Annotated in this window: 13 protein-coding genes; 9 read left to right on the plus strand and 4 right to left on the minus strand. The window is 54.9% G+C overall.

Annotated features, from left to right (window positions below; translation table 11 throughout):
* Position 1: 1 nt before the first annotated feature.
* Positions 2-2,185, minus strand: coding sequence for a ferric-rhodotorulic acid/ferric-coprogen receptor FhuE (gene fhuE / locus IAE27_RS10295; protein WP_004112180.1), 2,184 nt, complete (start codon positions 2,183-2,185; stop codon positions 2-4).
* A 353-nt stretch (positions 2,186-2,538) separates the two neighbouring features.
* Here fhuE and hinT point away from each other — a divergent pair, with 353 nt between their 5' ends.
* From hinT to IAE27_RS10335, 8 genes are all read left to right on the plus strand, one after another.
* Positions 2,539-2,895 carry a purine nucleoside phosphoramidase gene (gene hinT, locus IAE27_RS10300; RefSeq protein ID WP_004112181.1) on the plus strand — a complete coding sequence of 119 codons (357 nt, stop codon included), beginning with the start codon at positions 2,539-2,541 and terminating at the stop codon, positions 2,893-2,895.
* Between the two features lie 5 nt (positions 2,896-2,900).
* Positions 2,901-3,275: a YcfL family protein gene (locus IAE27_RS10305; protein WP_004101105.1), complete on the plus strand. Its 375-nt coding sequence runs from the start codon at positions 2,901-2,903 to the stop codon at positions 3,273-3,275.
* 12 nt (positions 3,276-3,287) lie between these two features.
* Positions 3,288-3,923: a penicillin-binding protein activator LpoB gene (lpoB, locus tag IAE27_RS10310; RefSeq protein ID WP_004101106.1), complete on the plus strand. Its 636-nt coding sequence runs from the start codon at positions 3,288-3,290 to the stop codon at positions 3,921-3,923.
* On the plus strand, positions 3,904-4,722 hold the full coding sequence (gene thiK, locus IAE27_RS10315) for a thiamine kinase (protein ID WP_108703956.1): 819 nt from the start codon (positions 3,904-3,906) through the stop codon (positions 4,720-4,722). Before lpoB ends, thiK begins: the two co-directional genes overlap by 20 nt.
* Positions 4,723-4,753: 31 nt before the next feature.
* Positions 4,754-5,764 carry a beta-N-acetylhexosaminidase gene (nagZ, locus tag IAE27_RS10320; RefSeq protein WP_029779317.1) on the plus strand — a complete coding sequence of 337 codons (1,011 nt, stop codon included), beginning with the start codon at positions 4,754-4,756 and terminating at the stop codon, positions 5,762-5,764.
* 36 nt (positions 5,765-5,800) lie between these two features.
* Positions 5,801-6,343, plus strand: a complete 543-nt coding sequence (ycfP, locus tag IAE27_RS10325) for an alpha/beta hydrolase YcfP (protein ID WP_070557367.1) — start codon at positions 5,801-5,803, stop codon at positions 6,341-6,343.
* 233 nt (positions 6,344-6,576) lie between these two features.
* Positions 6,577-7,881 (plus strand): NAD(P)/FAD-dependent oxidoreductase, encoded by a 1,305-nt coding sequence (locus tag IAE27_RS10330; protein WP_004101125.1) that lies wholly within the window; start codon positions 6,577-6,579, stop codon positions 7,879-7,881.
* A gap of 229 nt (positions 7,882-8,110) precedes the next feature.
* Positions 8,111-8,650, plus strand: a complete 540-nt coding sequence (locus IAE27_RS10335; RefSeq protein WP_004101127.1) for a glycine zipper 2TM domain-containing protein — start codon at positions 8,111-8,113, stop codon at positions 8,648-8,650.
* A gap of 56 nt (positions 8,651-8,706) precedes the next feature.
* On the opposite strand, the gene IAE27_RS10340 is transcribed toward IAE27_RS10335, so the two are convergent.
* Positions 8,707-10,884: a TonB-dependent siderophore receptor gene (locus IAE27_RS10340; RefSeq protein WP_070557365.1), complete on the minus strand. Its 2,178-nt coding sequence runs from the start codon at positions 10,882-10,884 to the stop codon at positions 8,707-8,709.
* A gap of 368 nt (positions 10,885-11,252) precedes the next feature.
* On the minus strand, positions 11,253-11,888 hold the full coding sequence (locus IAE27_RS10345; RefSeq protein ID WP_004101129.1) for a TetR/AcrR family transcriptional regulator: 636 nt from the start codon (positions 11,886-11,888) through the stop codon (positions 11,253-11,255).
* A gap of 249 nt (positions 11,889-12,137) precedes the next feature.
* On the opposite strand from IAE27_RS10345, the gene bhsA reads away from it, so the two are divergent.
* Complete coding sequence (bhsA, locus tag IAE27_RS10350; protein WP_004101130.1) at positions 12,138-12,395, plus strand: multiple stress resistance protein BhsA; 258 nt, start codon at positions 12,138-12,140, stop codon at positions 12,393-12,395.
* Between the two features lie 218 nt (positions 12,396-12,613).
* Here the strand turns inward: bhsA and ldtC are convergent, their stop codons facing one another.
* On the minus strand, positions 12,614-13,573 hold the full coding sequence (gene ldtC, locus IAE27_RS10355) for a L,D-transpeptidase LdtC (protein WP_064373092.1): 960 nt from the start codon (positions 13,571-13,573) through the stop codon (positions 12,614-12,616).
* Between the last annotated feature and the right edge of the window lie 10 nt (positions 13,574-13,583).

The following is a 13,583-nucleotide window of genomic DNA, read 5'->3' on the forward strand; positions in this document are numbered from 1 at the left end:
ATCAGAACTGATAGCTGGCGGTAATGCTGAAGTTGCGCGGTTCGCCGTAGACAATTGAACCATCGATGTTGGTGTCGTAGGTTTTATCGAACAGGTTATTGACGTTACCCTGCAAAGCAAAATTTTTAGTGACCTGGTAGCGAGTGAACAAATCAACCAGCGCATAGCTGCCCTGTTCCGCACGGAAGGTGCCGTATGGCGTCGCGGTATCTTTATATACCCGGTTCTGCCAGTTAACGCCGCCGCCAACGGTCAGTTCAGGCATTACCGGCAGACGGTAGCTGGTAAACAGTTTGACGCTGGTTCGCGGCAGGTTGGGATTCACCGCATTGCCTTCATTATCTTCAGCGACAAAACGCGTCGCCCCAAAGGTCATCTGCCAGTTATCGGTAATCGCACCGTTGATTTCGAACTCCACCCCTTTGCTCACGGTTCCATCGACGGTTTTATAGGCTGCTTCGCCGTTGCTACCGGGGATTTGCCCGCCGGTCGCCTGGCCGAGATTATCCTGCTCGATGCGGAATATCGCGAGAGTCGTGGTTAATCGGCTGTCCATCCAGTCCGACTTCAGGCCCACTTCATAGTTATTCCCGGTAATCGGCGTCAGATACTTACCCGAGCTATCGCGCTTGTTCTGCGGCTGGAAGACCGAGGTATAGCTGGTGTAGGCCGACCAATTGTCGTTTATGTCGTAAACCAGCCCGGCGTATGGGGTGGTATGATTTTTCTCCATGTTGTAGGTCAGCGTCTCAATGCTCCAGTTGTTATAGCGGACGCCAAGGATCAGATGCAGCGGATCAAGCAGGGAAATACGCGTAGCGGCATACACCGATTTCATGCGCGTGGTATCGTCCTGCGCCAGACTCTGCGGGCCCCAGCTGGTTTCCGGGAACCCAGCGCTATTGAAGCTGTAGAAGCTGCCAATCTCATTGGGGAAGACGTTTGCCCACGAGCTGAAATAGCGGTTATTTTGCTTGCTGTAGCTGCCGCCTATCATCAGATTATGCTGGCGGCCGAACAGGTCGTAGCCGCCGTCGGTGAACAGATCCACGGCGTCGACTTTACGCTTTCCGCTATTCCAGCCGGTACCGCCTACGTAGTCATAGCCCGGACCGTAGCTGCTATAAGGCCCCTCCAGCATCCCGGTCGCTTTATTGACGTAAGCATCCACGTACATCATTTTGCTGTCGAACTTGACCTCGGAGTGAGTGGCGTTCAGCGTTGCCTGCCAGGTATCGGCAAAGCGTTGTTTCAGCGTAACGAAGACTTTATTGATCTCTTTGTCGTTATAGGCCCAGTCTGGAGCGGTGCTGTGGGCGCGATCGTAACGGTTTGTGCTGCCATCGGTATTCCAGCGCGGCAGACCGCCCCATGTCGGGCTATTGACGTTGATACGCTGATACTCGTAGCCGGCGGATAAACTGGTCGACGTCGCGAGATCCGCATCCACAATCCCCGAGAAGAACGTTTTTTCGCTGTTGTAACGATCGAGCCATGAGTCATTATTTTGATAACCAGCGATAATGCGCGCCCGCACGTTGCCATCTTCGGTTAGCGGACTTTGCATATCGGCAACGTAGCGCTGCTTGTTCCAGCTGCCGTACTCCGCAGAGACATTTCCCTTGAACTCGCGGCTGGTCGCATGCTTACGGATCATATTGATCGACGCGGCGGGATTACCGGTGCCGGTCAGCAGACCATTCGCGCCGCGGACGACCTCCACCCGTTCGAAAAGAGCCATATCGGAAAGCGCGTCGCCCAGATTCCAGCGGGATTCAAACCAGGTCGGAATGCCATCGACCATATAGTTATCGATCTCAAAACCACGAGAGTAGTAGCTGGTGCGGTCAGAATCTGCCTGGCTGCTGCTGATCCCCATGGTGTGCTCCATCACATCACCCAGCGTTTGCAACTGCTGATCGCGCATCCGTTGTTCGGTGATGATACTGACCGATTGCGGGATATCGCGCTGGGCCATCTCCATTTTTGTCCCTGCGGAGGTAGTTTTGACGCTGTAATCCTGTTCTTGCGTATCCGAAGCGCTATCTGCGGAACCTTCTACAATAATAGTGTCTTCGGAGTGACTGGCAGCCTGGCTAAGGTTTGGGGAGAGCGCCAGCGCTATGCCTATCGCAAGCAGGGATGGAGCGTTTCGCCCATCCCGGGAGTGAGTGGAGAGAGACATCATAAACCCTTGATCATGTGATAATTATTATTCGCTACGGCTCTCTGGCCGCGGTCGATCGTAAGCGCATTGCATTCATTTTGAATGCAAATGAGAAATATACGCATTAATATTTAAACTGTAAATAAGGGTAAGCATGAAGGTTATAAAGGCGTTATTTCTGCCGTTGCATCGTTTCCAGGTAATAAACGATTAATCCGTCGGCAGCCAGGCGCTTTGTGGCGTAAGAAAAAACGCATTCAGGTTGAAAGAGGGGGAGTAACTCGCTCATACTCTTAGAGGAATTCCGTGCGTCCGCGTTTACCTGCAGGGGCAGGCCAGTGCACGGTATAAAAATGATTAAGGAATCAGTCATGGCAGAAGAAACGATTTTCAGTAAAATCATTCGCCGGGAGATCCCGTCGGATGTGGTTTATCAGGATGAGCTCGTTACCGCTTTTCGCGATATCTCTCCGCAGGCGCCGACCCATATTCTGATCGTTCCCAATATCCTGATTCCCACCGTCAATGATGTGACCGCAGAGCATGAGCTGGCTCTGGGGCGCATGATGACCGTAGCGGCGAAAATCGCCCGCGATGAGGGGCTCGCCGACGATGGCTATCGCCTGATCGTTAACTGCAATCGCCACGGCGGCCAGGAGGTCTATCATATCCATATGCACCTGCTGGGCGGCCGTCCGTTAGGCCCGATGCTGGCTCATAAAGGTTAAACTCCATGCGTGCAGCCCATATCGGCGCATTACTGGCCGTGACATTACTGGCCGGGTGCAGTTCGCATCCGGAAATACCGGTCAGCGATCAGCAAAGTCTGGTGATGGAATCAAACGTACTGGCAGCAGGAATCAGCGCTGAAGTACCAACGGTAACCGCATCCGAGATTCAGGCGACGGCAACCACCAGATTGTTCAATGAACGCCAGGTTCCGGTGACCGTGCATTATCGCTTTTTCTGGTATGACGCCAGGGGACTGGAAATGCATCCGCTGGAGTCTGCACGCAGCATAACGGTTCCTGCGCACTCTTCCGTTACGCTTTATGGCAGCGCCAATATTCTGGGGGCGCACAAGGCCCGACTTTATCTTTATCTGTAAGAGGTAATCGTAATGATTAAACTATGTCGCTATGCATTAGTTACCGCACTGGCGATATTCCTTGCCGGATGCGTGGGTCAACGTCAGGAACCCGCTCCCGTTGAGGAAGCGCAGCCGAAGCCGCAGCAGCCTGTTCAGCCGCAGCCGACTGTGCCGACTATTCCCGTGATACCGACCCAGCCGGGTCCGATTGAACACGGCGAGCAGCCTGCGCAGCCGGCGCCGCGCGTGCGTCATTTTGACTGGCACTCCGCGGTGCAGCCGATGATTGGTCAGATGCTGCAGGCCAGCGGCGTAAATGCGGGCAGCATTTTGCTGGTCGACAGCGTCAACAACCGCACTAACGGCACGTTGAATGCGGGTGAAGCCACCACGGCGCTGCGTAATGCGCTTGAGGGTAACGGAAAATTCACCCTGGTTTCCCAGCAGCAGCTGGGCGTGGCCAAACAGCAGCTTGGCCTGTCGCCACAGGATAGCCTTGGTAGTCGCAGCAAAGCGATGGGCATTGCGCGCACCGTTGGCGCACAGTATGTGCTCTATTCCAACGCAACCGGCAACGTCAATTCACCTGAGCTGAAAATGCAGCTGATGCTGGTACAAACCGGCGAAATTATCTGGTCGGGTAAAGGTGCTGTTCAGCAACAATAAGCTCACGCGCGACGAAGTGCTGTCGCGCTTTTTCCCCCGCTATACGCCTGTCGCCGCGCTGTCCGAAACCGGGCTGAGCGGCGGCAGCTGTATTCTCAGCGATGGCCGGCGAAAGCGGGTGCTGCGCCAGCCGCACGACCCGCATGCGCCGTCCTGCGACTTCCGCCGCCAGTACCGTGTGCTTTCCCGCCTTCCCAATACCTTAGCGCCTGCGCCGGTTTTTTATTCTCCCGCCTGGATGGTGGTGGAATATTGCTCTGGCGACGTGGTCAACGCATTACCGGAGTGTCCGGCGCTCGCAGGGTTGCTGTATCATCTGCACCGGCAGCCACGCTTTGGCTGGCGTGTCGCGCTGCGGCCGCTGCTTGAGCGTTACTGGCAGCAGTGCAGTCCTGCGCGCCGTACACCGCTGTGGCTACGGTGGCATAAGCGGCTGCTTCGCCGGGGCGAACCGCAGCCGTTACGTCTGGCGCCCTTACATATGGATGTCCATGCGGGCAACATTGTTCGCGGCGAGGCGGGACTGCGGCTGATTGACTGGGAATATGCGGGCGATGGCGATATCGCGCTGGAACTGGCGGCGGTGTGGATCGACCCCGTTGCGCATCGCCAGCTTACCGCAGAGTATGCGCGACAGGCGCACATTGATGAGCTTCAGCTCTGGCGGCAAATTCAGCGCTGGCGCCCTTGGGTGCGGCTGCTGATGGCGGGCTGGTATGAACAACGCTGGCAGCAAACCGGCGACCGGCAGTTTATCACGCTGGCCGATGAGATATGGCGTCAGTTAGACAAAAAATAAAAGGATAAGAGAGGTGGCTGTGGGCCCGGTGATGTTGGATGTCGAAGGTTTTGAACTGGATGCGGAAGAGCGTGAGATTCTGGCGCATCCTTTGGTTGGCGGGCTGATCCTGTTTACCCGCAACTATCACGATCCGGCGCAGCTGCGTGAGCTGGTTCGCCAGATCCGCGAGGCTTCGCGCAACCATCTGGTGGTGGCGGTCGATCAAGAAGGCGGTCGCGTGCAGCGTTTCCGCGAGGGCTTTACCCGTCTTCCTGCAGCGCAATCTTTCGCCGCCCTGCTAGGCATGGAAGAGGGCGGCCGGCTGGCCGCAGAAGCCGGTTGGCTGATGGCCAGCGAAATGATCGCTATGGATATTGATATCAGCTTTGCGCCGGTGCTGGATGTCGGACATATCAGCGCCGCTATTGGCGAGCGTTCTTATCATCAGGACCCCGACAAGGCGCTGGCGATAGCTCGCCATTTCATCGATGGCATGCACGGCGCGGGTATGAAAACCACCGGCAAGCACTTCCCGGGGCATGGGGCGGTGACGGCAGACTCTCACAAAGAGACGCCGCGCGATCCGCGTGCGGAAGCGGAAATTCGCGCGAAAGATATGGCCGTGTTCCGCACGCTGATCGGCGAGCAGCGTCTGGATGCTATTATGCCCGCCCACGTTATTTACAGCGACGTTGACCCCCGTCCCGCCAGCGGCTCCGCGCACTGGCTGAAAACGGTCCTGCGCGGCGAGCTGGGATTTGACGGCGTAATATTCTCTGACGATCTGTCAATGGAAGGCGCGGCGATTATGGGCAGCTATGCCGAACGCGGCCAGGCGTCCCTGGATGCGGGTTGCGATATGATCCTTGTCTGCAATAATCGTAAGGGTGCGGTCAGCGTGCTGGATAACCTGTCGCCGATCAAAGCAGAGCGTGTTACGAAATTGTATCATAAAGGTTCCATTAGCCGTCAGGCGTTAAGGGATTCCGCCCGCTGGAAGACAATAAGCGCGCAGCTGGAGCAGCTTCACGCGCGCTGGCAAGAGGCGAAGTCCGCGTAATATACCTGAAAGGCGTTGTTGTCTGGTGAGGATGCGATGATTATCTATTTACATGGTTTTGACTCAAACAGCCCCGGTAACCATGAGAAGGTGCTACAGCTTCAGTTTATTGACCCCGATGTCCGGTTGATTAGCTACAGCACGCGGCATCCTAAACATGATATGCAGCATTTGTTAAAAGAAGTCGATAAAATGTTGCAGCTAAGCGCCGACGAACGACCCCTCATTTGCGGCGTGGGTCTCGGTGGTTTCTGGGCGGAGAGAATTGGCTTTCTTTGCGATATTCGCCAGGCCGTTTTCAACCCCAACCTGTTTCCTGATGAAAACATGGAAGGCAAGATTGACCGGCCGGAAGAGTATGCGGATATCGCCACCAAGTGCGTGAATAATTTCCGTGAAAAAAACCGCGACCGCTGCCTGGTGGTGCTGTCACGACAGGATGAAGCGCTGGATAGCCAGCGTTCTGCGGACCTGCTGCACCACTACTATGAGATCATCTGGGATGAAGAACAGACCCACAAGTTTAAAAATATCTCCCCGCATCTCCAGCGAATAAAAGCCTTCAAAACCCTCGGCTGATCGCTCCCGGCCCGCAAAGTGAAAACAATGCGGGCTTTTTTTATCCATTTCTGCGATTGCGCGCTCAAAAAATATGCAGTAAAACTTGATGCATATCAATTTTGGTATGACCAATGCACCGTTCATGTTATTCTCGATCTCGCTGAATGGTTTCAATGCCGTAACCTGTTGTTAATTAAAGGCTATATCAATAACTTTTAATTAACAATTGGTTAATAATTTTAGGGGGTCGCGTGACTACACCATTGAAAAAAATAGTGATTGTGGGTGGTGGTGCCGGTGGGCTGGAGCTGGCTACCCAGCTGGGTAAAAAGCTGGGCCGCAATAAGAAAGCCAAAATTACGCTGGTCGATCGTAACCACAGCCACCTGTGGAAACCGCTGCTGCATGAAGTAGCGACTGGTTCACTTGATGAAGGTGTAGACGCGCTGAGCTACCTGGCCCACGCCCGTAACCACGGCTTCCAGTTCCAGCTGGGGTCAGTGGTAGATATTAACCGCGAGACCAAAACGATCGCCCTTGCTGAACTGCGTAACGAAAAGGGTGAGCTGCTGGTACCTGAACGTAAGCTGCCTTACGACACGCTGGTGATGGCGCTGGGAAGTACCTCTAACGATTTCAATACGCCAGGGGTTAAAGAAAACTGCATTTTCCTCGACAACCCGCACCAGGCGCGTCGTTTCCATCAAGAAATGCTGGATCTGTTCCTCAAGTACTCGGCGAATCTTGGGGCGGACGGTAAGGTGAATATCGCCATCGTAGGCGGCGGCGCAACCGGCGTTGAGCTGTCGGCCGAGCTGCATAACGCGGTGAAGCAGCTGCACAGCTACGGCTATAAAGGTCTGACTAACGAAGCTCTGAACGTGACGCTGGTTGAAGCCGGCGAGCGTATTCTGCCGGCACTGCCGCCGCGTATCTCCGGCGCGGCGCACAACGAGCTGACCAAGCTGGGCGTTCGCGTTTTGACCAAAACCATGGTCACCAGCGCCGATGCTAACGGTCTGCACACGAAAGAAGGCGAATTTATTAACGCGGATCTGATGGTCTGGGCGGCCGGCATTAAAGCGCCGGACTTCATGAAAGAGATTGGCGGCCTGGAAACCAACCGCATTAACCAGCTGGTGGTTGAGCCGACGCTGCAAACTACTCGCGACGAGGATATCTACGCCATTGGCGACTGTGCCTCCTGCGCCCGTCCTGAAGGCGGTTTTGTCCCACCGCGCGCTCAGGCTGCGCACCAGATGGCGACCTGCGCTCTGCACAACATTCTGGCGCAGATGAAAGGTAAACCCCTTAAAGCCTATACCTATAAGGATCACGGTTCGCTGGTGTCGCTCTCCAACTATTCCACCGTGGGCAGCCTGATGGGCAACCTGATGCGCGGTTCAATGATGATTGAAGGGCGCATTGCGCGTTTCGTCTATATCTCTCTGTACCGTATGCACCAGATTGCGCTGCACGGTTACTTCAAAACCGGCCTGATGATGCTGGTAGGGCGTATCAACCGTATTATTCGCCCGCGTCTGAAGCTGCATTAATGTTGTTCGGGCGGCAGAGCCAAAAGGTGCTGTCGCCCGGATCCCTCCGCTAAGCTTTCCCCCGGAAATATCCAGAATATCCTCCTGTCTTTTCCTTAAAACCCCCTCAGATTTCTCCGAATCACCTTGATTTGCCGTACGTTCACGCACTTTTCATCCGCTTTCTTATTTGCAAGGCTTATGGCTGAGCGGCAAACTTAGCGGTAATAGCAACAAAGGAGGATGTCCCGTGAATAAATCTATGTTGGCGGGTATAGGGATTGGCGTGGCTGCCGCGCTGGGCGTTGCAGCCGTTGCCGGTCTTAACGTGTTAGATCGCGGACCGCAGTATGCGCAGGTGGTGTCCAGTACGCCGATAAAAGAGAGCATTAAAACCCCGCGTAAAGAGTGCCGAAACGTCACCGTTACTCATCGTCGCCCGGTGCAGGATGAAAACCGTATTGCCGGTTCAGTCTTAGGCGCAGTGGCTGGCGGGGTGATTGGTCATCAGTTCGGCGGCGGCCGCGGCCGCGACGTTGCCACCGTCGTGGGCGCGCTGGGCGGCGGCTATGCTGGTAACCAGATTCAGGGCTCAATGCAGGAAGGGGACACCTACACAACCACGCAGCAGCGCTGTAAAACGGTGTATGACAAATCGGAAAAAATGCTCGGCTATGACGTCACTTACAAAATCGGCGACCAGCAGGGCAAAATCCGTATGGATCGCGACCCCGGCGCGCAAATCCCGCTGGACAGCAATGGTCAACTGATTCTGACTAACAAAGCGTAAAAAAGATGTTTATCTCTATTAGCCCCTCAGTCGCTCAGGCCGAGGGGCTTTTTTTATCAGAAGCTCAGTGCGTAGTTCAGGCCAAAGGTACGGCCGCGACCTTTATATTCGTACAGAGAGCTGCTGCCGTAGGTTGGGCTGTAGAGCAGCGGCGCGCGCTGGCCCCAGACGGTGACATAATCTTCATTAAGCAGGTTCTCGATACTGAAGGTCAGTTTGCCAAGAGGTAGCGCGTAGCTGCCGATAAAGTCCACGGTATTATAACCATCAAGCTTATTGCCGCTGGCATCGCTGAGATCGAATACCTGTTGGCTCTGTACCCGCAGCGACCACGGTTCGGGCGCCCAGCCAACCCAGGCGGTGGCTTTTGACGGCGAGGCGAGCGTCACGTCCCACTTCTGCCAGCTACCGTCACTCTTCACCTGAGATTTCAGCACGTTAAAGTTAGCTCCGGCGCTCCAGTCGCTATTCGGGAAGAAGTAATCTACGGCCCCTTCAAGGCCGTAAATACGGCGTTTATCGGACTGCACGTCGATGGTCATGTCGGTACGGTTAACGACAATCGTCTTATCGGAGGTCGAATAGTATGCCGCCAGCTGGGTGCGCAGGTTATCACCGGTATAGCGCCAGCCCAGTTCGTAAGAGTTGACTTTGATCCCCTGCAGCGGCGAGTCGCCGACGTTAACGCTGGAGAGAAGCGGGAGATGGCCGTTGACCGCCGCGCCATACTTGCCGATGCCGTAGTATTTCCCCGGGTCCGGTAGCTCAACGCCCTGAGAGAAGTTAAACCAGGTTTGCTGGCGGTCGGTGAGATGAGCAACGATCCCGGCGTTAAACAGGAAGTTATCGTAATCGGTTTTTCCGCCCGGAATGGCATCCGCCGAGCTGACCTTACCGCCGGCGACATCCTGCTGCTGGGCATAGCCAACAAAGTCATCGACCCGGTTTTCCGTCCACTGGTAACGTACGCCGCCGCTGAGGGTGAAAATATCGTTCAGATCGTAGCTGGACTGCAGGAACGGCGCCAGATTGGTAATGCTGTAGCCGGGATAACGGCCAGTGGTATAGATTGCCTGGTTATTCAGGCCGCCGGAAGACATTGACCGATTCAGATCGAAGAACATCTGATTGGCGTTGAACGTTTCGTGGTCCGCATCCAGCCCCCAGGTCAGGTCCCATCCGTCCAGCGGCTGGCTGTTAAGGGTGACTTTCGCCCCGTATTGATCGGTATCCTGTTTTGAGGATGAGAAGCTGCTAACCAGGCCTTTGCTCAGCGTAGGGAAGGGATAAAAGGTCAGGGACTCATCGCGATAATAAACCTGACTGACGAGGTTCTGGCCAAGGAAATCGGCATCGGAATACTGCAGGCTAATGAGGTGACGCTCGGTGCCGGGTACGCGGTCCGAGTTCAGACCATCGGTGGTAAAGGCCTTGCCGTCGCCGGTCACCGCCGACATATTTTTCCCCAGGTACAGGCCATAATCGTCGCCCTGGCTTTTATAATACTGCGTAACCAGCTGCAGCTGACGGTTATCGTCAATTTCAATGGTTCCCGTCCCCATGACGTCGAGGCGATCGGAATGCTGCAGGCCGGTCTGGGTATTATCCAGGATTAGCGCATCGTGGTTACCGTCATACCAGCCGCCGAAGCGCTGATAAGCGACCGACAAACGACCGGAAGCGTGGTCGGTACCGCCGCTGACCGCTGCCGCCACGCGTTCATCGCGATCGTTGCTATTAGCAAAGCCGGATTTGCCTCCCAGTTCCAGATCGACCTGACGCTCTTGTTGTCCCTTTTTGGTGACGATATTGATAAGACCACCGGTACTGCCGCCGCCGTAGAGCGAGGTGGCGCCGGAGATCACCTCAATGTGTTCAATGTTAAACGGATCGATTGAATCCAGCTGGCGACTGTCGGTACGGGAGGAGTTAAGGCGAACGCCATCGATCAGGACGACGATCGCGCGGCCGCGCATGTTCATGCCGTAGTTGGTGCGTCCCTGGCTGCTGACGTCGATGCCAGGGATCAGCTGCGCAAGCACATCTTTAAATTCTTTACCGCCCTGTACCTGCTGTTCAATCTCCTGGCCTTCAATGACCCAGGTGGTCTGCGCCATTTCAGCGACGGTGCGATGCGTTCGGTTAGCGCTGACGATCATATTGTCATCAGCGGCCCAGGCGGGCAGGGCGGTTGCCAGCAGCAGTGGGTTGAGTACCCAGAGACGCTTGTTCATGCTCATTCCTTTTATGAGTTTATGCCCGTCATTCTTCAAGTCGCAGGTGTTGGCTTTGGATTACTCGGCCCATCCATGGCGCTGGCCCCTACGGGGCCAGCACTAGCGCAGTTCAAGGCACAAGTACCTTGTCCTGCAACTCGAATTAGTTAGGGCTAACGATATCGTTGTTTTAATTTTCCGGTACGGGTGTACCGGTTGTTACAGGGTGAAATAAACAGAAATGTTTAAGGCTGAATTCTGCCCGTATTGATTATTGTTATCAATATCATTCTCGAGAAAAAAAGAAATAAACGACTGAAAACATGACGTAATGTGTGGGTAAGGCGGGGATAAAACCGGTGGAGTGCCCACCGGTAGAGAAGAAATTAGCGCTGAAGAACCTGGGGCCACAATCGCAGCGTGGTCTCGGCAATTTGCATGATTTTAGTGAAATCGGCGCCTTCGCGGGCGCTGATGGACATCCCCTGCAGTATACAGTTCAGGAACTGCGCCAGCTGATGAACATCGCCGTCTGGCGGCAGTTCGCCGCGCAGCTGCCGCTGCTGGAGAAAATGAGTGAGCGTCTGTTCCTGCATCGCGTGCCGCGACTTCACGGTATTGGCGATATCGGTTGAGGAGGCCGCCAGCGCCGCAGAGGTATTGATCATAAAACAGCCTGCCGGCGTCTCTTTGCTGGTGAAGCAGGTCGCGACGGCGGTGAAATAATCGCGCAAGGCCCGATCGACGGTTTTCTCGTCGTCAAACAAAAGCGCCTCATGCCTGGCGGCAAAACGCGAGATGTAGCGATCCAGCACCGCCCGAAACAACCCCTCTTTATTCACGAATTCGGCATAAAGCGTTGGCGCTTTTGCGCCCGTCGCTTCGACCAGATCGGCGAGAGAGGTGGCTTCATAGCCGTGCTGCCAGAAGAGTGTCATGGCCTTATCCAGCGCCGCTTCCCTGTCGAACACTTTAGGTCGGCCACGGCTTTTTTTCGTGCAACTTTGAACGTCAGTTGTCATGGTGCCGCTGTACCTGTGTTGGTGTGTTGAAGAAGCATTATAAAAATAAAGCTGATGGGCTGCCAGCGATGCAGGCCTAAAAATAAATAATTCATATATGTATGAATTTTAAGCTGTTTGTAGATAGTTAAACGAACGTTATAAAAATAGTTTGACGTGTGATGTGGATCACATTATTATTTACCTATCGATCGTTAAGTAAATGCGTTCGTCCCTACAAAAATATTCATCTGCACAGGTTTAATAATCATGAAAAATGTTAAAACATTAACCATCGCCGCTGTTCTCAGCTCGCTCTCTTTCGCCAGCTTTGCCGCTGTTGAAGTTCAATCCACTCCGGCGGGCCAGCATAAAATCGGTACCGTTTCCGCCTCTGCTGGCACCAACCTGGGTTCTCTGGAAGATCAGCTGGCGCAAAAAGCGGAAGAGATGGGTGCAACCTCTTACCGTATCACTTCAGTAACCGGTCCAAATACCCTTCACGGAACCGCGGTTATCTATAAATAATTTAGCACCACCCCTGTTTTGCCCCTGACCACGCGCGGTTCTGACCCCCTTCAGCTGACCGCGCGAAGTAAGAAGTAAGTTATTCCCTGCTGAGACGCGGCGCCCACCCCTTTATGGCGCCGCGAAACGCAGTAAAGCTGTACTCTGTTTGATTATTGCCATAAAAAAACCGCCTCAGTGAACTGAAGGCGGTTTTTTTACGTCCGTTAGCGGATGAACTATAGCGACTGTTCGCTGGCCCGAGGGTGACGGGTCACATCAACCGGCATACCGGAGCGCAGCATCATTGCACGTTCCATCACTTCGGTATCGGTCAACTGCGCCTGTTTGAAAGCCTGCATGCTGTCAGTGAGCGTAATCGGCAGGGTCTGCGGATCGTCGTCAATATGCTTTGACAGCGGCTGGTGCACTTCTACCAGACGGGTACCGTTCGGCTCAACGGATACCTTAATGGGCGTATTGATTATCGTCACTCGGGTGCCCGGGCTAATTTCATTGTACAACGCTTTGATATCATCATCGCGCAGACGAATACAGCCGGAGCTTACGCGCATGCCGATACCGAAATCGGCGTTGGTGCCGTGTAGCAGGTAGACGCCGCCGTACGCTGCCAGACGAATGGCGTGGTGGCCCATCGGATTATCCGGCCCGGCGGGCATAACGGCAGGCAGGTCAATGCCCATCGCCTTATAGCGGGCGCGAATATTGGCCGTAGGCGTCCAGGTTGGGTTGGCGCGTTTGTCGGATACGGTGGTGACCATCGTTGGGGTGATGGTATCACCGCCGAGCTGGCCGATGCCGATAGGGTACACGGTCACTTCATTTTTGCCCGGCGGATAGTAATAGAGACGAAGTTCGGCCAGGTTAAGGACTAACCCTTCTCGTGTCGCGTCGGGCAGCAGAGTTTGCAGCGGGATGGTCAGTACGCTACCGGCTCGCGGAACGTAAGGATCCACGCCGGGGTTCGCCTGAAGCAGGGCCAGAAAACCGACGTTGTACTTCTTAGCGATCGCTTCCAGCGAGCCGCCATTATTCTCGACCACGTGGAACTGGTTCTGCCCGACCAGACGGCTGCCCGGAGGCGGCAGGGGCCAGGTATTGGCGCGAGCGGGCAGCGCCAGCGCGGTGGCGATAGCCATCATCCCCAGCCAGAAAGAAAGTCGCGAAAAGCTCTTCATCACCTTAATT

The sequence above is a fragment of the Klebsiella sp. S69 genome (assembly GCF_016516145.1).
Lineage (GTDB): Bacteria > Pseudomonadota > Gammaproteobacteria > Enterobacterales > Enterobacteriaceae > Klebsiella > Klebsiella oxytoca.

Coding starts and splice junctions, on each gene's coding strand:
- fhuE (WP_004112180.1), bottom strand. CDS start 2,185: ATGTCTCTCTCCACTCACTCCCGGGATGGGCGAAACGCTCCATCCCTG.
- hinT (WP_004112181.1), top strand. CDS start 2,539: ATGGCAGAAGAAACGATTTTCAGTAAAATCATTCGCCGGGAGATCCCG.
- IAE27_RS10305 (WP_004101105.1), top strand. CDS start 2,901: ATGCGTGCAGCCCATATCGGCGCATTACTGGCCGTGACATTACTGGCC.
- lpoB (WP_004101106.1), top strand. CDS start 3,288: ATGATTAAACTATGTCGCTATGCATTAGTTACCGCACTGGCGATATTC.
- nagZ (WP_029779317.1), top strand. CDS start 4,754: ATGTTGGATGTCGAAGGTTTTGAACTGGATGCGGAAGAGCGTGAGATT.
- ycfP (WP_070557367.1), top strand. CDS start 5,801: ATGATTATCTATTTACATGGTTTTGACTCAAACAGCCCCGGTAACCAT.
- IAE27_RS10340 (WP_070557365.1), bottom strand. CDS start 10,884: ATGAACAAGCGTCTCTGGGTACTCAACCCACTGCTGCTGGCAACCGCC.
- IAE27_RS10345 (WP_004101129.1), bottom strand. CDS start 11,888: ATGACAACTGACGTTCAAAGTTGCACGAAAAAAAGCCGTGGCCGACCT.
- bhsA (WP_004101130.1), top strand. CDS start 12,138: ATGAAAAATGTTAAAACATTAACCATCGCCGCTGTTCTCAGCTCGCTC.
- ldtC (WP_064373092.1), bottom strand. CDS start 13,573: ATGAAGAGCTTTTCGCGACTTTCTTTCTGGCTGGGGATGATGGCTATC.